This is a genomic window from Herpetosiphon gulosus (assembly GCF_039545135.1).
GTDB lineage: Bacteria > Chloroflexota > Chloroflexia > Chloroflexales > Herpetosiphonaceae > Herpetosiphon > Herpetosiphon gulosus.
In genome coordinates this window covers 70,798-89,735 of the sequence record NZ_BAABRU010000009.1, presented here as the reverse complement: position 1 = coordinate 89,735, position 18,938 = coordinate 70,798, and the positions used below count along the sequence as shown (strand labels likewise).

The 18,938-nt window shown below is 51.5% G+C and carries 13 protein-coding genes; 2 read left to right on the top strand and 11 right to left on the bottom strand.

Going from position 1 to position 18,938, the window contains the following annotated elements; translation table 11 throughout:
• Positions 1 to 174: 174 nt before the first annotated feature.
• The 7 genes from kdpC to ABEB26_RS13605 form a co-directional block, all read right to left on the bottom strand.
• On the bottom strand, positions 175 to 756 hold the full coding sequence (kdpC, locus tag ABEB26_RS13635; RefSeq protein ID WP_345722576.1) for a potassium-transporting ATPase subunit KdpC: 582 nt from the start codon (positions 754 to 756) through the stop codon (positions 175 to 177).
• Entirely contained in the window at positions 756 to 1,022 is a 267-nt protein-coding gene (locus tag ABEB26_RS13630) for a hypothetical protein (protein WP_345722575.1), read from the bottom strand. Before ABEB26_RS13630 ends, kdpC begins: the two co-directional genes overlap by 1 nt.
• A gap of 10 nt (positions 1,023 to 1,032) precedes the next feature.
• Entirely contained in the window at positions 1,033 to 3,126 is a 2,094-nt protein-coding gene (gene kdpB / locus ABEB26_RS13625; RefSeq protein WP_345722574.1) for a potassium-transporting ATPase subunit KdpB, read from the bottom strand.
• A 10-nt stretch (positions 3,127 to 3,136) separates the two neighbouring features.
• Complete coding sequence (gene kdpA, locus ABEB26_RS13620; protein ID WP_345722573.1) at positions 3,137 to 4,876, bottom strand: potassium-transporting ATPase subunit KdpA; 1,740 nt, start codon at positions 4,874 to 4,876, stop codon at positions 3,137 to 3,139.
• Positions 4,876 to 4,965, bottom strand: a complete 90-nt coding sequence (locus tag ABEB26_RS13615; RefSeq protein WP_345722571.1) for a potassium-transporting ATPase subunit F — start codon at positions 4,963 to 4,965, stop codon at positions 4,876 to 4,878. Before ABEB26_RS13615 ends, kdpA begins: the two co-directional genes overlap by 1 nt.
• A gap of 300 nt (positions 4,966 to 5,265) precedes the next feature.
• Positions 5,266 to 5,961 (bottom strand): response regulator, encoded by a 696-nt coding sequence (locus tag ABEB26_RS13610; RefSeq protein WP_345722570.1) that lies wholly within the window; start codon positions 5,959 to 5,961, stop codon positions 5,266 to 5,268.
• Positions 5,962 to 5,966: 5 nt separating this feature from the next.
• Entirely contained in the window at positions 5,967 to 8,654 is a 2,688-nt protein-coding gene (locus tag ABEB26_RS13605) for a DUF4118 domain-containing protein (protein ID WP_345722569.1), read from the bottom strand.
• 96 nt (positions 8,655 to 8,750) lie between these two features.
• Here ABEB26_RS13605 and ABEB26_RS13600 point away from each other — a divergent pair, with 96 nt between their 5' ends.
• A complete protein-coding gene (locus tag ABEB26_RS13600; protein ID WP_345722568.1) occupies positions 8,751 to 9,875 on the top strand; it encodes a hypothetical protein in 1,125 nt (374 codons plus the stop codon).
• A gap of 51 nt (positions 9,876 to 9,926) precedes the next feature.
• Here the strand turns inward: ABEB26_RS13600 and ABEB26_RS13595 are convergent, their stop codons facing one another.
• The 4 genes from ABEB26_RS13595 to ABEB26_RS13580 form a co-directional block, all read right to left on the bottom strand.
• Positions 9,927 to 11,300, bottom strand: coding sequence for a cobyrinic acid a,c-diamide synthase CobB (locus ABEB26_RS13595; RefSeq protein ID WP_345722567.1), 1,374 nt, complete (start codon positions 11,298 to 11,300; stop codon positions 9,927 to 9,929).
• A gap of 71 nt (positions 11,301 to 11,371) precedes the next feature.
• The gene (locus tag ABEB26_RS13590) at positions 11,372 to 12,769 is read right to left on the bottom strand and encodes an MFS transporter (RefSeq protein WP_345722566.1); all 1,398 of its coding nucleotides are present in this window, start codon (positions 12,767 to 12,769) and stop codon (positions 11,372 to 11,374) included.
• Positions 12,770 to 13,017: 248 nt separating this feature from the next.
• The gene (locus tag ABEB26_RS26955; RefSeq protein ID WP_486348310.1) at positions 13,018 to 13,713 is read right to left on the bottom strand and encodes a hypothetical protein; all 696 of its coding nucleotides are present in this window, start codon (positions 13,711 to 13,713) and stop codon (positions 13,018 to 13,020) included.
• Entirely contained in the window at positions 13,710 to 16,022 is a 2,313-nt protein-coding gene (locus tag ABEB26_RS13580) for a tail fiber domain-containing protein (RefSeq protein ID WP_345722565.1), read from the bottom strand. The genes ABEB26_RS26955 and ABEB26_RS13580 overlap by 4 nt, the downstream gene beginning before the upstream one ends.
• Before the next feature lie 504 nt (positions 16,023 to 16,526).
• Here ABEB26_RS13580 and ABEB26_RS13575 point away from each other — a divergent pair.
• Positions 16,527 to 18,875 (top strand): carbohydrate-binding protein, encoded by a 2,349-nt coding sequence (locus ABEB26_RS13575; protein ID WP_345722564.1) that lies wholly within the window; start codon positions 16,527 to 16,529, stop codon positions 18,873 to 18,875.
• Positions 18,876 to 18,938 lie beyond the last annotated feature (63 nt).

Sequence of the window (18,938 nt, the reverse complement as noted above, 5' to 3'; positions counted from 1 at the left end):
CCCGCCGAGCGAGGCGAGGGGAGAATCATCGCATCATGAAGATTGGAACGCCCCTCGCCCGCCGCAGTGGGCGAGGGGTTGGGGTGAGGGGCGTTAAAACCTCAGCTTGTAAGCTGCACCTCTTACCCTCCGCAGTGAGTGAAGGGCTAGGGGGTTAGGGCACAATCATTGCCGCTAATCAATCGATTTAATCTGATCGAGTGCGATATTTAATTGCAGCACATTCACCCGTGGCTCGCCTAAAACCCCTAACGTGCGTTGGCTCGTATGCTGCTCAACCAATTGTTTCACTTGCTCGACCGCCAAACCACGTGCTGCGGCGACCCGTTGTACTTGGTAATTTGCGGCAGCTGGCGAAATTTCAGGATCAAGCCCGCTGGCCGAGGCAGTGACCAAATCAACCGGGATTGGCAACTGATTGCTGGGATCGGCAGCCTTGAGCGCATCAATTCGTGCTTGCACTGCTTCGGCTAAGGCTGGATTGAGTGGTCCATAATTTGAGCCGCTTGAGGCCGCTGCATTATAGGGTACTGAGCCAGTTGCCGAAAGCCGTCCCCAAAAATATTCTGGCTGATCAAATTGTTGACCGATCAATCGAGAGCCACGTTGCTGACCTGCTTGCTCAATCAAGCTGCCATTGGCTTGGCGCGGAAAAGCCACTTGGGCAATCAGGGTAACCAACGCCGGGTAAATAACCCCAGTTAAGACACTGAATATGATGATTGCAGCCAAAGCTGGCCGAAAAAATGTGCGCATTATTGATGCTCCTCGTCGCTAATCCAGCGATAGGTCGTTGCTTGTTGGTCGCGGCGAATGTATTGCAAATGACCAGGGGCTGGATTAGTCGCAGTTTGATGCCAAACCCACATCCCAAGCGCAGCATAGCCAATGATCAACACAACAATTGATAGAAATGTAGTTAAGGCATGGCTCAAATGCTGAATTTCGATCTCGCCAATCGTCAAAATCATGCCAGCACAGATCGCATCGAGCCAGACCCAAGTGGTTGTACGGCGTTTCATCAGCTTGCTCCTAGGCTAGACCCAAGGCCACCAACAATAAATCGATCAGTTTGATCCCGATGAAGGGCACAATCAATCCGCCAAGCCCATAAATTAGCAAATTGCTGCGTAGGGCTTGGGCTGCCGCAACTGCCCGATAGCGCACCCCGCGCAAAGCCAAGGGAATCAGAAAGACAATAATCAAGGCATTAAAAATCACCGCCGAGATAATCGCGCTTTCAGGCGAGGCCAACCCCATGATGTTGAGTTGGTTCAGCACTGGGTAGGTGCTGGCAAAGGCCGCCGGAATAATCGCGAAATATTTGGCAATATCGTTAGCGATTGAAAACGTCGTCAGTGCGCCGCGCGTCATTAGTAGTTGCTTGCCAATCTCAACCACTTCGATCAACTTGGTTGGGTTGGAATCGAGATCGACCATATTGCCCGCTTCTTTGGCGGCGTTCGTGCCAGTATTCATCGCCACGGCGACATCGGCTTGCGCCAAGGCGGGTGCATCGTTGGTACCGTCGCCAGTCATCGCCACCAAGCGCCCGCCAGCTTGATATTCGCGAATTAAGCTGAGCTTGGCTTCGGGCGTGGCCTCGGCTAAGAAATCGTCAACTCCAGCTTCAGCGGCAATTGCCGCAGCAGTCAAAGGATTATCGCCAGTGATCATGACGGTCTTGATGCCCATGCGCCGCAGTTCGCCGAAGCGCTCTTTCATGCCACCTTTAACAATATCCTTGAGTTGAATCACGCCCAAAACTCGTTTGCCATCGGCGACCACCAAGGGCGTACCACCAGCGCGGGCAATTGTTTCAACATTGGCTCGCACATCGCTTGGTAAATTGCCTTGTTGGGCTTGCACATAGCGTTCGATCGCATCAACCGCACCTTTGCGAATTTGGCGACCAGCGATATTGATGCCACTCATGCGGGTTTGGGCAGTGAAGGACACAAATTCGGCTTCGAGTTGGTTGGCTTGGCGTTCGGCAATGTTGTAGCGTTGGTTGGCCAGCACCACAATCGAACGACCTTCAGGCGTTTCATCGGCTAGCGAAGCCAATTGGGCAGCATCAGCCAATTCGTTGATATCCACGCCTGCGGCTGGCATAAAGTTGGTTGCTTGGCGATTGCCCAAAGTGATTGTGCCAGTTTTATCTAACAACAGCACATCAACATCGCCCGCCGCCTCAACCGCCCGCCCCGACATCGCGATCACATTGGCTTGAATCATGCGATCCATCCCAGCGATCCCGATCGCTGAGAGTAAACCGCCAATTGTGGTTGGAATCAAGCAAACCAACAAGGCAACCAACGCCGTGACCGTGATTGGCAAGGCTTGACTATTGGGATCAAGCGCCTTGACGGCCTCAACGCTGTAGATCGAAAATGGTAGTAGGGTTGCGGTTGCCATCAAAAAGATGATCGTCAAGGCCGTTAACAAAATGTTCAAGGCAATTTCGTTAGGCGTTTTTTGGCGTTTGGCTCCTTCAACCATGGCAATCATGCGGTCGAGAAAGGTTTCGCCTGGATTGGCGCTAATTTGTACAATCAGCCAATCGGAGAGCACCCGCGTGCCCCCAGTAACTGCCGAACGATCACCGCCACTTTCGCGAATCACGGGAGCACTTTCACCAGTGATCGCGCTTTCATCAACTGCTGCTACGCCTTCGATCACATCGCCATCGCCTGCAATCGTTTCGCCAGCACTGACCAGAATGTAATCGCCTTTACGCAAGGCACTAGCAGCAACAATTGTTTGGCTACTATTCTGTTGAGCAGAGCTTAATTTAACTGCCTGCACATCACGCCGTGATTGACGTAATGTGTCAGCTTGAGCTTTGCCGCGGCCTTCGGCCATAGCTTCGGCAAAATTGGCGAATAATAACGTCAGCCAAAGCCAACTAGCGATTGCTAAACTAAAATTGGCTGAAGTTTCGCCGCTGCCTAATAAAGCCTGAATCCATAAGCCTGTGGTAAACATTGCCCCAATAAACACCACGAACATCACTGGATTGCGCACTTGCAAACGTGGGTCGAATTTGAGCAAAGCTGCCTTGAGCGCTGGCACAACAATTGCGCGATCAAAGAGTGAGCGGTTTTTTGATAATGAATGATTCATCGTTCTCGCCTTACAAACTCAGCAATAAATGTTCAACGATTGGGCCAAGTGCTAGCGCTGGAATAAACGTCAGCGCTCCGACGATCAACACCACGCCAATCAACAAGCTCACAAACAAAGGCGTATGGGTTGGCAAGGTTCCGGCGCTTTGCGGAATTAGCTTTTTGCCAGCCAACGAGCCAGCAATCGCCAAAGTTGGCACAATCAGCCAAAAGCGCGAAACTAACATCGCAATCCCAAGCCATGTGTTATAAAACGGGGTGTTTGCGTCAAGGCCAGCGAAGGCGCTACCGTTGTTGTTGGCGGCTGAAGTGGCGGCATACAGCACCTCGCTAAAACCATGCGCCCCGCTATTGAACACCGTTGCTCTGCCTGATTCGCTGCTCACGGCAATTGCCGTAATCAACAAGGTCATCACACACGGAATCAAGATAATCAGCGCTGCCATTTTCATCTCAAAGGCTTCGATTTTCTTGCCCAAATATTCTGGCGTGCGCCCAACCATCAAACCTGCCACAAACACCGCGATGATTGCAAAAATCAGCATGCCATATAGGCCTGAACCAACGCCGCCAAAAACGACCTCGCCCAGCTGCATCAGCACCATCGGAGCCAAACCACCGAGCGGCGTATAGGAATCGTGCATTGAATTGACCGAGCCATTTGAGGCAGCGGTGGTTACAGTTGCCCACAAGGCCGAGTTGACGATGCCAAAGCGGGTTTCTTTGCCTTCCAGATTGCCGCCAGCCTGCAAGGCCGAAGCTTGATCATCGACACCCAGTTTTTGATACAGCGGATTGCCTGCTTGTTCTGCGCTCACAGCTAAGGCCGTAAAGCCTAGCAAAATAATCGTCATCGTGGCTAGAATTGCCCAGCCTTGACGTTTATCGCCAACCATCAGGCCAAAGGTGTAACACAGCGCCGCCGGGATCAGCAGAATACTGAGCAATTCTAAAAAGTTGCTCAACGGCGTTGGATTTTCCAAGGGATGGGCCGAATTGACGTTGAAAAAGCCCCCGCCATTAGTGCCAAGCTGTTTGATCGCAATTTGCGAAGCGGCTGGGCCGAGCGCAATTGTTTGTTGGCTGATCGTCGTGCCATCGGCATTGGCGATTGGCTGAATTAACTCAACCGTTTGCGATGCATCAAAGGTTTGCACAACTCCTTGCGAAACCAACGTGACTGATAACACTAAGGCTAATGGCAACAAAATATAGATGGTCGAGCGCGTCAGATCGACCCAAAAATTGCCAATTGTGCTGGTGGAGCGGCGAGCGATGCCGCGAATTAGGCCAATCAGTACAGCCATACCCGTTGCAGCCGAGACGAAATTCTGCACCGTCAGGCCCAACATTTGGGTTAGATAGCTCATCGTTGTTTCGCCAGCGTAGCCTTGCCAATTGGTGTTGCTGACGAAACTGGCCGCCGTATTAAAGGCTGAATCGGCACTTACCGCTGGTAATTGCTGCGGATTGAGCGGGAGCCATGCTTGCATCCGTTGGAGGCCATAGAGCAACAGCATGCCCAGTGCATTGAAGCCTAACAAGGCTAATGCATAATGCTTCCAATGCATTTCGCTCTTTGCGTCGATGCCCAACAAGCGATAGATCAAACGCTCGATTGGGCCGAAAAAACCTTGAAGTGGCGGGTTTTCGCCATAAACGTTGGCCATATAGCGGCCTAGTGGCACAACACAGGCCAGCAGCACCACCAAAAAGATCCCAATTTGGATCACACTATTGCTAATCATTAGAACACCTCAGGCTGCATCAAGGCCCAGAATAGATAAATTACTAAGCCCAGCGTTGCGATTGCTGCGATCAGATATAACGTACTCATCGATTGCCTCCCAACGCAGCACACATGCGTAGCAAGCCCCAAGTTAGGAGCGCGACAACCACAAACAGCCCAAGAAACCATAGATCCATGACAAACCTCAATCAAACTTGAACAGATCTATTCAACCAGAAAAGACCTCAAGCAGGCATCAAAATCGATCAAAAGCAGATCAAGAAAGTATCAAGAAAAGGATGCGGGATGAAATTAACCACGAAGAATGCGAAGCAACACGAACATTAATTTCTTCGTGCTCTTCGTGGTTAAAAAGGGCGTTAGTTGGTGCTCTTCGTGGTTAAAAAATTACTCGATTGCCAAGCGATAGCCCACGCCTGGCTCGGTCAGCAAATAGCGTGGGCGGGCGGGATCAGCCTCAAGTTTGTGGCGCAACTGGCCCATATACACCCGCAAATAGTGGTTTTCCTCGGTGTAGGCTGGCCCCCAAACTTCGCGTAAAAGCTGGCGATGGGTCATAACTTTGCCGGCATGTTGCACCAAAGTTGTCAACAAATTGTATTCGTTGGGCGTGAGATGCACCTCTTGCTCGGCGACAAACACCTGCCGCCGCACCAAATCGACGCGCAATACGCCAACCTGAAACACTGGCTCGCCTTTTTCGCCGCCGTGCTGCTGTAAATGGCGCAAGGCTACCCGCAAACGTGCTAATAATTCGCCCATGCCAAAGGGCTTGGTCAAATAATCGTCAGCTCCAGCATCGAGGGCGGCAATTTTATCGTCTTCGCGGCCACGCGCCGAAAGCACAATAATCGGCGTATTCGTCCATTCGCGCAGCCGTTTGGTTACCTGCAACCCATCGAGGTCGGGCAGTCCCAAATCGAGAATGATGATTGCTGGGCGTTGCATGGCGGCTTGCAATAAGCCATCTTCGCCATTTTCAGCCTCGATCAATTTATAGCCATGGCTTGGCAGCGAGGCCCGCAAAAAACGCCGAATTGGCGCTTCATCTTCAATCACTAAAACATTGATTTCATTTGACATAAGCGCTATTCTCCTCGAATTTGCGGTGGCTGGCCTTCGATTGGCAGGGTGAAGGCAAAGATTGCGCCGCCTTCTGGGCGATTTTCGGCCCAAATTGTACCGCCATGAGCCTCGATAATCCCACGACAAATTGTCAAGCCCAAGCCAACCCCGCTGCTGGCTGAACGTTTGGCCTGCACCCGAAAAAACTTCTCGAAGATCGTTTCAAGTGCACTGGTGGGAATCCCAGGCCCATGATCAGCAATCTGTACCTCGATCAACCCAACTCGTTCAAGCGCCCGAATTTCAATTGGACTAGAGCTGGGCGTATATTTGAGGCTATTTTCTAGCAAATTAACCAATACTTGCTCGATCAAGATGCTATCGAATGGTACAAACGCTTGGTTTGGTAGCTCGATGCTGATGGAGCGTTGATCGATGTGTGGAGCTAACCGCGCCAAGGCTGTGCCCAACACTTCTTCGAGCGATTGCCATTCTTTATGCACTTGGACTGCGCCAGCCTCTAAGCGCGTCATATCCAACAAATTGCTTAATAAACGATTGAGCCGCTGGCCTTCATCGGCGATGGTTTGAATTAATTCGTGCTGGATGTGTTGATCAAGTTGGTTGGTTTGATCGAGCAGGGTGCTGGCAGCGCCGCTAATTGCCGCCAAGGGTGTGCGTAAATCGTGGGAAACTGAACTAAGTAGCGAGTTGCGCATGCGCTCAGTTTCAATTTGGACACTGGCAGCCTGGGCTTCTTCGGCCAAGTGAGCACGCTCGATCGCCACCGTGGTTTGGTTGGCAAAGGTTTCGAGCAAATGCACATGGCTGGGGTCAAGCAAACGCCGGGGTTGTTCTGGTTGCAACGCCAACACGCCCACAATCCCGCGCGTCGCAATCAGCGGTAGATACATGGCTTGGGCACTGGGCAAGGTGTCGCTGTGCATGCCAGCTTTTTGCTGATGATCATAGACCCATTGAGCCGTAATGAGTTCGCGTTGATCGCTGATGAATGGCCATTGCTGACCGACGATTGGCCGCAGTTGGCCCTTGGGATTGGGCAATAAAATCGCGGTTTGGCCTTCAAACACGCTGCTAATGTGTTGGGCGGCAGTTTGCAGCAAATTATCCAAGCCACGGATGCTAGCAAATTCGCGGGTCATGGCATACAGCGCGGCGGTGCGGCGTTCGCGTTGGCGGGCAGTTTCGGCCTGCGCTTGAATTTGCACGGTCAAGGTACTGATCGTTAAAGCCACAATCAACATCACAATAAAGGTCAAAATATATTGCACATCGGAGACGGCAAAGGTCAAATAGGGCTGGACGAAAAAGAAATCAAAGGCTGCTACGCTCAAAATTGAGGCGCTGATCGCAGGCCCGCGTCCGTAGCGTGCCGCCACCCAAGTAACCCCCAACAGATATACCATAATCAAATTCGATAATTCGAGGTGAGGGAAAATTGCATGTGATAAGGCTGTGCAGATGAGCACCACGCCACTTGATTTGACATAATTTATTTTTGGTGAGCGAGTTTGTAGGCTTGGTTTGGCTTTCGGTTTATGGGTATCATCGTGCTCTCCGCTGATCACATACACATCAATTTCACCACTCTGGCGAATCAGTTGATCAACGATCGAGCCAAAAAGCAACTCGCGCCAACGTGGCTGGGCTGGCTTGCCGACCACAATTTTCGAAACATTGCGTTGACGGGCATAGCGCAGCATTTCTTCACCAGGATTGATCCCGCCCAGCGTGACAATTTGTGCTCCCAAACTTTCGGCAAGGCGCAAGGTTGCAGTTACCCGATCGCGATCGGCATCGCTGAGCCGCAGATGCTTGGGGGTTTCAACATACACCACCAGCCATTCAGCTTTGAGATCATTGGCCATGCGTCGGGTTGCGCGGACCAAGCGCTCGGAAAGTGGACTTGGGCCAACTCCAACCAACAAGCGTTCGCGAGTTGGCCATGTCGTGGGAATCGCGTGATCATGGCGGTAGCGCTGCATTTGGGCATCAACCCGATCGGCAGTACGGCGCAAGGCTAATTCGCGCAAGGCAATCAAATTGCCTTTGCGAAAGAAATTGCGGGCCGCTTGGGCCGCCTGGCTGGCGATATAAATTTTGCCTTCATTCAAACGCCCAAGCAACTCGTCAGGTGGCAAATCGATCAATTCCACCTCATCGGCGGATTCCAGCACCGCATCGGGGACAGTTTCGCGCACAATCACCCCAGTGACTTGGGCTACTACATCATTGAGGCTTTCGAGATGCTGTACATTGACCGTGGTATAGACATCGATGCCAGCGTGCAACAACTCGTTAATATCTTGCCAGCGTTTGGCATGGCGCAGATTGGGAGCGTTGCTATGGGCCAATTCATCAACCAAAATCAGGCTGGGTTTGCGCTCCAAAGCGGCATCAAGGTCAAACTCACGCAAGTTTGTGCCGCGATATTCAACCTGCAAGGCTGGTAGTTGGGGTAAGCCAACCAACAATGCATCAGTTTCGGCACGGCCATGAGTTTCAATATAGCCAACCAGCACATCGATGCCTTCGGCGCGGCGTTGTTGGGCTGCCTGCAACATGGCATAGGTTTTGCCAACTCCCGCTGCCGCCCCAAAAAATACCTTCAAACGCCCGCGTTGGGCTTGTTGGTTGGCACTCTGAATCCGTTCGAGCAGCTGATCTGGATTTGGACGTTGATGTTCCATCGAAAAAGCCTTCAATAGGTTGGTAGAAAATGTCAAGTTTTAAGCAACAGGTTGAGCTAAGCTAGCGCCATCGAATCAACTAAAAGGAGTTGTGTGATGGATGGACTGAACAAACCTCATTCACGGCGAAAGTTTCTGACGACGAGCGGCTTAGCGGCGGTTGCTGCCAGTAGCGTGTTGAGCACGCAACGCCAGGCGGCTGCGGCTCCAGCAAGTACCCCCAATGCAGGCTTAACCGCAACCAATGACATGGAACTGCCACCAAGCGCCCAAATCAGCGTTCGTTGTTTGCGCTCGCTGACCATGCTCACGATGAGTGCCCAGTTGGCCGATTCTGGATTTAGTGCTGAAGTCTACGAAATTGGTCTCAAAGATCTTGAGTCGAATTTGCAAGAACTGATCGGGCTGGGCACGAGTGATCTGGTGAGCTATCGACCAAACCCCGAGGAGAGCTTGCCAACGCGACCATGGTGGTGGCCCAAACGGCGTATTCGGCGTTATCGCGGCCAACTTGGCCATGAAACGATCCCCGAAGCTGGTCAACTGGTCTTAGATATTATACGCAGCCTTGATGGCTATACGGTCGCGTTTTACTCACAGGATCTGGCATTTGCCGAATTGAGTCAACATTTGGCCTTGGTCGAAATGCAAACCCAGTTCCAGCGGCTGATCAATGCCCCGAGTTTGGCGGGCTTATTCCCCGATGACGATGATATTTGCCCGTGGTGGTGGCCGTATCCCCAACCCAATTGGCTGCATTTGCACGACCGCGATTGGCTTGTGCCGCCAATTCCGATTCCGCCCTGCGATTTGCGTGAGTTTGTTGTGAATGTGCAGCGTGGCTTGATTCAGCTGGCGATTGCCGAGCGCTATAGCGATAGCGAACAAGCGATCTATCGGCGTGATAGCATCCGCGCGACTATTCATAATCAGGCCAACCAGCTGTCGGGTTATGTTGGCACACTGACAGGCTGGCTTGAGCATGATATCGTTGATCGCCCACCGCCACTGCCTTGGTTTGAAACCGCTAATTTGATCGATGAATTAGTTGATTTTGCTGATCGCCCGCCACCACAACCCTATCGAATTAAACTTAGCGACCAAATTATGCGAGCCAGTCATTTGGTTGGGGTAGCCTGCCATATTCGTGAGCGCCACTTGGCGGGGCGCTTGCAGGATGCCAGCCTGACCCAAATCAAGGATCTTGCCTACCAAATCTAAGTTCAAATTTCAACCCCACTCATCTTGGTATGAGCGGGGTTTGTGCTTGGTTTAATTGATGGCTTGGCGACAGGCTGCGACAAAGCGTTGAGCCATGTTTGGGTTAGCCAGCCAATGCAGATGAATATAACTTGCCAATAAATTGCCTGCTTGATAGCCCTCTAATTGTTGAGCCGAGCCATCAGGAGCAATTATGCGATAGGCGGCTGTGGCTGGCTCAGGGTTTTCCCAGCGCGAATAGTGAAATTCATGGCCGCGCACTTGGCTAGCTGCACTGAACAAGGGATTATCATTGCAAACGCTGATCGTGCGATAGCCCAAACTGACTTTTTGGTGCATCTGGCTGCTGCCCGGCAATAAACCTACCATCGGCCAGCGTTGGCCTGTTTGGTCAACAATCGCCTCGGTCAAGTACATCAGCCCGCCACATTCAGCATAGATCGGCAAATTTGCAACATGAACTTGACGTAATGCATTGAGCATGGCCTGATTGGCGCTCAACTCGGCAGCATACAACTCAGGATAGCCGCCACTCAAAATGATTCCAGTGCAATTGGCGGGCAATTGCTGATCGGCGATTGGGCTGAATAAGGCAATTTCGGCTCCAGCGGCTTGCAAACATTCTTGCATCTCAGGGTAGATAAAGCTAAACGCTGCATCGTAGGCCACCGCAATTACTGGCCGCTGTTCATACTCAATTGAACTGATTGGCTGTGGCTCTAGCTGAATTGGCGGCGCACTTTGGGCTAAACTCAGCAATTGATCAAGCTGACAGGTGCTGCTTAGCGTCGTTGCCACCGCATCAAGCGTTTTCAAAATAGTCTGTTTAGCAGAATGAGCAGTAACCAAACCAAGATGGCGTTCAGGCAGGCTGAATTGAGCTTGGCGCGGCAAATAGCCCAAGCATTTAATTCCAGTATGCTGCTCAATCGCTGTGGCACATAAATCGGCATGGCGAGCGCTACCAACCTTGTTTAGCAAAACCCCACCGATCTGCACCTGTGGATCAAAATGCTGAAAGCCGGCTACTACGGCAGCGGCACTCCGCGCCATTCCGCCAGCATCGACCACCAAAACGACTGGTGCTTGCAATAAACGGGCAATATGGGCTGTGCTGCCAGTATCATCAAGTGCGCCATAGCCATCGAACAATCCCATCACGCCCTCGATAATTGCCAGATCGGCGGGGGCGGCGATTTGGCAAAAATGGCGTTGCAATTGTTCGGGCGTAAATAACCAGGCATCCAAATTGCGGCACTGGCGTTGAGCAACCAAACTATGATGGCCAGGATCAATATAATCTGGACCACATTTAAAGGGCTGAACGTCGAGTCCTAGTCGCCGAATGGCTCCAATCAAGCCAGCAGTTAACAAGGTTTTGCCGCTACCACTATGGGCGGCAGCAATAATTACACGGGCAGTCAAACGATGCTCCTATCCACAAAAAAGCCAAGCACCAATCGCTGATGCTTGGCTACCTCGATTAATCGACCAATTTAGCTATGGCTGGCGGCAGCTTCTTCTGGCAATTGGTTGCCAGCATCGTGAATTGCTTTGGTGGTGTTGGTAAGTAACAGAATCACAATCCCACCTGCAAACAGCGCAATCAACGAAAGAATTGCTTGGCGATACGAGCCAGTGGCGGCGATCACCCGTGCAAAAATAAACGGCCCAATCCACGATGTGCCACGCTCAGAAATTTCATAAATGCCATAGAAGGCGGCTTCGCGGCCATGGGGAATCATGCGTGAGAATAAAGCGCGGGAAAGTGATTGTGAACCGCCAAGCACCAAGGCGATTGCCGCACCCATAAACCATGCCTGAAACACGCTATCCAAAAAGGCATAGGCATACACGATCACGCCTGTCCAGATAAACAGCGAGATCAAAATCGCCCGTTTGGTGCCAACTTTACGCGAAATTCGTTCAAAACCCAAGGCTCCACCGAAAGCCACAAATTGAATCATCAGCACCAAACCAAGCAAAAACGATTGGGCATCATCGGATGTTTGGCCTTTGGACAGAAATAGCTCGTTGACCAAAAAGACTGATGAGATGCCAATCACGGTTTGGATGCCATCGTTGTAGAGCAGATAGCCAATTAAAAAGCGCAAGGTTTGGCGCAAACGCCCAAGATCTCGAAAGGCACTCCAGAGTTCGCGCACACTGACCGTTATATAATGTTGGCCTGGGGGAACCTTGCGAGCTGAAGCGCGATTCTTGAGTCGTTGAATGCCAAAGTAGCCAAAAATGCCCCACCAAAGCCCCGCCGAAGCCAAGGAGATGCGCACGGCCATGGCGGTTGTCAGGCCAAATGTTTCGGCAAATACCACGAGCACCAAATTAACTGCAAGCAAAACCCCGCCGCCAATGTAGCCAAAAGCAAAGCCTTGGCTCGAAACCTTATCGCGCATATCTTCGGTGGTAATTTCGTTGAGGAAGGCATTGTAGAAAACGATTGAAGCACCAAAACTAAGGTTGGCAACCACAAAGGCGAGTGCCGCAAAGAGATAAGTTGCCGGGGTAGCGATAAAGAGCATGGTGGTGGCCGCCGCACCCAGCAAACAAAAGAACATCAATAATTGCTTTTTGATATTGGTGTAGTCGGCTAGCGCTCCTAGCAAAGGCAAAAAGAGAAATTGTAATAACACCGACAAAGAAACTGCATCGGGGTAGAGCGATTCGGCAGTAACTTTGTAGATGCCTAAGCTTAGCACTGTGCCACTGGGACCAACTGCCTCTTTGGCCAAGGCCTCTAAAAATGGCCCAAACAAAGCGGCAATCACGGTGGTGGTAAACCCTGAGTTTGCCCAGTCGTAAAGCCGCCAACCTGCGATCTCCCGTCGATCATTGACTGGATGAGCTGAATCTGTGCTCGGAACTGAATAGGCCACTGGTGGTCTCCTTGTGCCATGCAAGAGGAAGAATGGGTGTTCCGTGGGTGTGCGCCTAAGTATAGCCGATTGTAGGATTTTTCGGATACACCCAAGGGTACAAGCACAGGATGATGGTTTGTTAAAGCAACGGTTAAAAGCAAACAGCGCTTGAGTGGGCGGATACAAGTGCAAAGCTAGATCGGGATTATGATTGGTGCTGATTGGAGCGGGCATGGAATTAACTCCATGCCCTTGCTGTTTGGCGCTTAATTAGCCACCAAGAAGCCGCGCTGCAAAATCGATTGCACGAGCTTGCGCTGCTGATTCATTTGGCGCAGCGAGCTATCACCACGTATTGTTTGGGGTAGATAAACCTTATAACTTGGAATCGGATTCGTCGCCGTTACGGTTGGCGTGTTGGTCGCTGTAGCAGTTGGTGTTCCAGTTTCGGTCGGTGTGTTGGTTGGCGTGTTGGTTGGTGTACTAGTTTCAGTCGGCGTATTGGTTGGCGTGTTGGTCGGTGTGTTAGTTTCAGTCGGCGTATTGGTTGGCGTGTTGGTTGCGGTTGCGGTTGGTGTGTTGGTTGGCGTATTAGTCGCCGTTGCGGTTGCAGTTGGTGTGTTGGTTGGCGTATTGGTTGGTGTATTGGTTGGTGTATTGGTTGCGGTTGGCGTTGCGGTTGGTGTGTTGGTTGGTGTGTTGGTTGGTGTTGGGGTTAAAGTTGAGACCCCATACCAAAAGCCTCCTTCAATACTGAAATTGTCGCCAGTATGGGCTACACTGGCATCGGTCTGCCCAATCGAGCCATGCAGATCGAAATTGCTGCCAGTGCTATTGCCCCCGCCGCTATCAATCGTTGACCAATCGAGGCTAAAAACCCCGCCAGTTTGAGCTTGGGCTAGCTGAACTGCTAGCATAATTGCGATCAATGGGATCGCCCACCAGAGCAAGCGACGTTTCATGCGCGTTGCCCCTTGCTGCGACGGCCAAGCATCCAGCCCAAGCCAAGCGCAGCGGCGGTAATTGCGATCAACCACAGCCATGGGAGACTGTTTTGAGGATTTTGGCCATGTTCCAACGCTGCGAGTCGTGCATCAAGTGCCGCCATTTGCTCAGCTTGTTGATCGAGTAATTGGGCTTGTTTGGTGGCCAAATTGTATAAACCTTGGACTCCAGCGAGGGCCACACCATCAGCATCGACCGTGGCAATGTGCCGATCATCAGTGCCCAAGCCAAAGGCGGCATAAAAATCTTGGGCGGTTGGGCCAATGTGGCGAACTGCTGCGCCTTCGCTGTTGTAGCTCCAAGCTTGCACCGGAATGCTGGCAAGTTGATCGAGCACAGCTTGGGGATCGATTGCAGCAAAATTTGATTTGAGATTTTTATCCGATGAATTGGCCCAAGTGCCACCTTTGCTCAGAAAAGCACCACTTTCGGTTGCTAAAATTGCGCCGTCGGGCATATCGACTTTAGTGCTGCTACCAAACCAAGCTCCGCCTGGCGCACGTACAATAAACTGACCTGGCGCGGTTGTCGAAATGCTATCAGCTTTTTGGGTTTGTTGACCAGCCCAGACAAAACTGCCTGCGTGGGCTGCAACCGCATTTTCGCCAGCAGCAATACTATAATCACCCAATGTTGTATTGCCGCTGCCACCCAAGATTGCCGACAGGGTGCTGTTGGCGTTGTTGTTCTGACCACCGCCAACAAATGTGCCCGCGCCTGCCGCTTGATTATTTAGGCCACCAACGACAGCAGTATAGGTATTGGTGGCATCATTATTGACCCCACCAGCCACGACTGCATATTGGCCAGTTGCCGTATTGGTCTGGCCGCCACCAACATATGCGCCAGAGTTGGTAGCTTGATTCGATTGGCCGCCACCAACTCCCGAAATAAGCGCTGAAGCAGTATTGCCGCGACCACCAGCGATTACTGAATAGTTACCGCTCGCTGCATTGAGTTGGCCGCCGCCGATGCTGCTGGTATCGCCGCTGGCAGCGTTGCCAGTGCCGCCAGCAACCGTGGTGAAATTGGCGGTGGCACTATTGCCACTTCCGCCGCTAACCGTGGCAGCATCTTCGCTGGCAGTGTTGCCACTGCCACCACTAACCGTTGCATATTGCTGGCCAGTTGTATCGCCAGTCACGCCTGCCGCGTTATTTGTGCCACCGCCGATTGTGCCATAATCATCATAAATGCGGTTAGCTTGGGCACTATTGGAGCTTCCCCCACCGCTGATCGTAGCATATTGAGCGGCTGCACTATTGTTATATCCCCCAGCAACCGTTGAATAATCGTCGCTGGCAGTGTTGCTGCGGCCACCGCTCACAATTGTATAGTTGTCACTGGCTATATTGGCACGGCCACCGCCGACGGTGGCATACATTTGGCTTACAGCTTCGCCAGTTAAGCCAGCGATATTTTCGCTACCCCCAGCAATCGTGCCATAATCATCGTAAATAGTGTTGCCTGTTGTGCCGCCGCCGCCAGCAATTACGCTATAACGACTATTATTAATGACATTGTTGATGCCGCCGCCGATGGTTGACCAAGCGCCGCTGACGTTGTTGGTTTGGCCACCGCCAATCACAATATATTCTTGGCTGGCAGTATTGTTGATGCCACCGCCGATCGTTGAATAGACATCATTGCTAGGGCTACCATCGTTGCTGCCGACGATATTGCCAGCCCCACCACCGATTGAACTATAGTTATCGTATGCGCTATTCAGGCCACCTGAGTTGCCACCACCATTAATTGTGATCCCAATCGCCAGCGATGAGGCAGTGTTGCCTTCGTAGCCGCCAATTAAGTTGGGGCTAAAGCTGTTTTGGCGTGTCCAGAAGCCTGGCAAGGCTAAAGCCAAGGGCGCGGCGGTTACCTGTTGGCGTGGCGTAAGTGTGGTATAGGTGCTGCTGGCATCGGCCTTAACTGCTAGCTCGATCCAGCGACTTTCGCCATTGAACAAGCCTTCGCTAAAGGTGAGTTCGCTGGTAAATAAGCCATTGCTCACACTCACATCATTGCGGGTGACGAGGCCTAAAGCTGTGCCGCCAGTTGATTCGGCGTACAAGCCAAATTGAAAATCGAACACGCCATTTGCCAAACTGCCACTTTCGCGCAACATGCCTTGGTAGGTAATTATTTCGCCTGAAGGTGCTAAAACTGCCGAAGGTTGCTGGTTGGTTTGATCTTGAGCGGCAGCTGGCACAAGCCACGTGCTGGCTAAAACGAGGGCGATCAGCAAAAGATAACGTTTACGAATCATGATTGCGGCTCCTTTGAATAACATGCTGCCATGGTTCTTCACCCTTATCTCTCGTTCACGGCGATGCGAGGCTTGTGCCCCGAACGATCTAGCTGTTGCGGCCTTGGGAATGAGTTTATTTATAGCATTATTGGCAGTTGAGATCTAGGTGCAAAGAGCCTGAGCCTAAAAAGAAATGACAGATAGATCTAAGCTCCATGCTGATCGCGCCAAACTCAAATGCGCCAAGATCACACGCTGCTTGATGATTGTTATCGCCATCGACGTTGATCTCCAGTGGCCTGAGTCGGGCGACACAGATGATCATTTGCCCAGAACCAGTCGTAATCGCGGCAAAATAATCACCTTAATACTAGTTTCAAGCCTCGGTGCATAGGTCTTTTGAGTTATTTTTAAGCTATATCTAAAATCTTTATTAATATTTGTACTTGACAATTGACTAGGCTATGTTTTATACATTCATTGAAAAAAGTTAATAATCTTAACCTATTGTTGGGAGTAGTTATGCGTCGCTTTTTTTCATTGATGATTGTTTTGGGATTGTTTGGAAGTTTCTTATTCAACCAGCCCGCCCACGCCGCGCCCAACCCATGGACTGCCAACACGGCCTATGCGGTTGGCAGCCAAGTTAGCTTCAATGGCGCGATCTATGAGTGTTTGCAAGCCCATACAGCTTTAGTTGGTTGGGAGCCAGCCACTACGCCAGCGCTCTGGAAGCAGGTTGGTGCTGCCCCAAGTGCTACACCAATTCCAGCGACCAGCATTCCGTCAACTGCAACCGCAACGCCAACGGCTGGCTGTTTGAATCCAACGGCGGGTACAGGTTGGCAAAGCCGCAGTTTAAGCAACCAAACTAGCAATTTCAGCCTAACTTTTGAGGCAACCCCAAGCGCCAGCCCAACCAATGCCGTGGTTGGGCTGGCCCATGCTGTGCCAACCGATTACACTGGTTTGGCCATCGCCGTGCGCTTTAATCCAACTGGCTCAATTGATGCACGTAACGGCGGAACGTATGCTGCTGCCACAACCTTGGCTTACAGCGCCAATACGCGCTATCGTTTTCGGGTGATGATCAATCTTGCTGCCCATAATTACAGTGTTTATGTTACGCCGCCATCTGCCAGCGAAGTTTTAATCGCTAGTAACTACGCTTTTCGCAGCGAACAAGCTAATGTGAGCAATTTGAATACTTTGGCGACAGTGGTTGGGGGCACAGGAGCCGTTGGTTCACTCAATCTTTGCAATATCAATTTGAGTCTCCCCGCAACCCCAACACCACTGCCAACAGCAACCCCAACGCCACGACCAACGGCAACCGCAACTCCAGTGCCAACCGCGACTCCGCCGCCAACTGGCTATGCTCCAGCTTTTTGTGCCAACTATCCGCCAGCAATCGTTGCGGGCAGTTGGCAATCATCGGTGGTCAGCTACAACAATGGGCGTTTGCAATACACCAGCGATAGTGCCCGCAATCGGATTCCCGATTTTAGCTATGCTGGCTATTATTCAGGCCAACGGCCACTGCCAAACGTGGCGGTTGTCCAAACGCTCAGCCCTGTTAGCGGCGATAATACCGCTCGTATTCAGCAGGCGCTTGATAGCATTGGCAACCGCACGCCTGATGCTAACGGTCTACGCGGGGCCTTGTTGCTTGCACCTGGCCGCTACAACATCAACGGAACCCTACGGATCAACAAAAGTGGCGTGGTGCTACGTGGCAGTGGCGATGGCAGCGATGCCAGCAACTCAACAATTTTGCTAGGAGTTAGCAATACGCCGCATCAACGCACATTAATTGTGGTTGGCAATGGCGATTCAACCCCATGGACAGCTGGCTCCGCCACCAACGTAACCGATCAATTTGTACAAGTTGGCAGCAAAACCTTGAATATAGCCGATCCTACCCGTTTTACGGTGGGCCAAGAAGTGATTGTACGCCATCCATCATCACAAGCATGGATCAACGCGGTCAATGGTGGTGGAGTAGTTAGTGATGCTTGGTGGGCGGTCGGTGCGTTGGATATGACTTGGACACGCCGAGTTACCAAGATTGCTGGCACAACCCTGACGCTTGATGCGCCGATCTTCAATCATTTGGATCGGGCGCTGAGCCAAGCCACGGTTGCCCCAGTTGCTAGCCGTAATATCATCACCAACGCTGGGGTTGAAAACCTGCGAGTTGATATTCAGACCGCTGGCGGCGAGGATGAGAACCATGTTTGGGATGCAATTGGAATTGTTGGGGCAGAAAATAGTTGGGTCAAAAATGCTACAGTCTTGCACTTTGGCCATGCTGGGGTGTTTACCCAAGGCGCAATCCGGATCACAGTTGAGGATGTGCAAGCGCTTGATCCAGTTGGTATTCGAACTGGCGGGCGTTTTTACAACTTCGATGCTGAATCGAACAGCCAACTCGTGTTGTTTACGCGGGTTCATGCCACTGGTGGCCGCCATAACTTTATCTCCAATGGCATCCAAACCACCTCGGGAATTGTTTGGCATCGTTCGACCGAGGGCGGCGGCTCGGATAGCGAAGGCCATCGTCAATGGAGCCAAGGCCTGTTGTTCGATACAATTAATGCCAGCGCTACCAGCAATATCAAGCTGATCAATCGTGGCGATTATGGCACATCGCATGGCTGGGGCAATGTGCATTCAGTCATCTGGAACTATAATCGCACCATGATGGTGCAAAAGCCGCCAACTGGTCAAAACTATAGCATCTCACAGGCAGGTACACGTAGCACCTCGTATCCATTTCCTGGTGCTGGTGGTTTTGCCGATATTCGCAGCGGCAGCCTAGTGCCCAACTCGCTCTACGAGGCCCAGCTCTGTGATCGCCTAGAAAATTAAATAGTCAAGCGATTGTCGATATTGATGGATTATTATGTGATTAGTATAGATTTTTTAGATTCA

What these genes read in the sequence shown, in the direction of transcription:
- kdpC (WP_345722576.1), bottom strand. Translation starts at nt 756, where the DNA reads ATGCGCACATTTTTTCGGCCAGCTTTGGCTGCAATCATCATATTCAGT.
- ABEB26_RS13630 (WP_345722575.1), bottom strand. Translation starts at nt 1,022, where the DNA reads ATGAAACGCCGTACAACCACTTGGGTCTGGCTCGATGCGATCTGTGCT.
- kdpB (WP_345722574.1), bottom strand. Translation starts at nt 3,126, where the DNA reads ATGAATCATTCATTATCAAAAAACCGCTCACTCTTTGATCGCGCAATT.
- kdpA (WP_345722573.1), bottom strand. Translation starts at nt 4,876, where the DNA reads ATGATTAGCAATAGTGTGATCCAAATTGGGATCTTTTTGGTGGTGCTG.
- ABEB26_RS13615 (WP_345722571.1), bottom strand. Translation starts at nt 4,965, where the DNA reads ATGAGTACGTTATATCTGATCGCAGCAATCGCAACGCTGGGCTTAGTA.
- ABEB26_RS13610 (WP_345722570.1), bottom strand. Translation starts at nt 5,961, where the DNA reads ATGTCAAATGAAATCAATGTTTTAGTGATTGAAGATGAAGCGCCAATT.
- ABEB26_RS13605 (WP_345722569.1), bottom strand. Translation starts at nt 8,654, where the DNA reads ATGGAACATCAACGTCCAAATCCAGATCAGCTGCTCGAACGGATTCAG.
- ABEB26_RS13600 (WP_345722568.1), top strand. Translation starts at nt 8,751, where the DNA reads ATGGATGGACTGAACAAACCTCATTCACGGCGAAAGTTTCTGACGACG.
- ABEB26_RS26955 (WP_486348310.1), bottom strand. Translation starts at nt 13,713, where the DNA reads ATGAAACGTCGCTTGCTCTGGTGGGCGATCCCATTGATCGCAATTATG.
- ABEB26_RS13580 (WP_345722565.1), bottom strand. Translation starts at nt 16,022, where the DNA reads ATGATTCGTAAACGTTATCTTTTGCTGATCGCCCTCGTTTTAGCCAGC.
- ABEB26_RS13575 (WP_345722564.1), top strand. Translation starts at nt 16,527, where the DNA reads ATGCGTCGCTTTTTTTCATTGATGATTGTTTTGGGATTGTTTGGAAGT.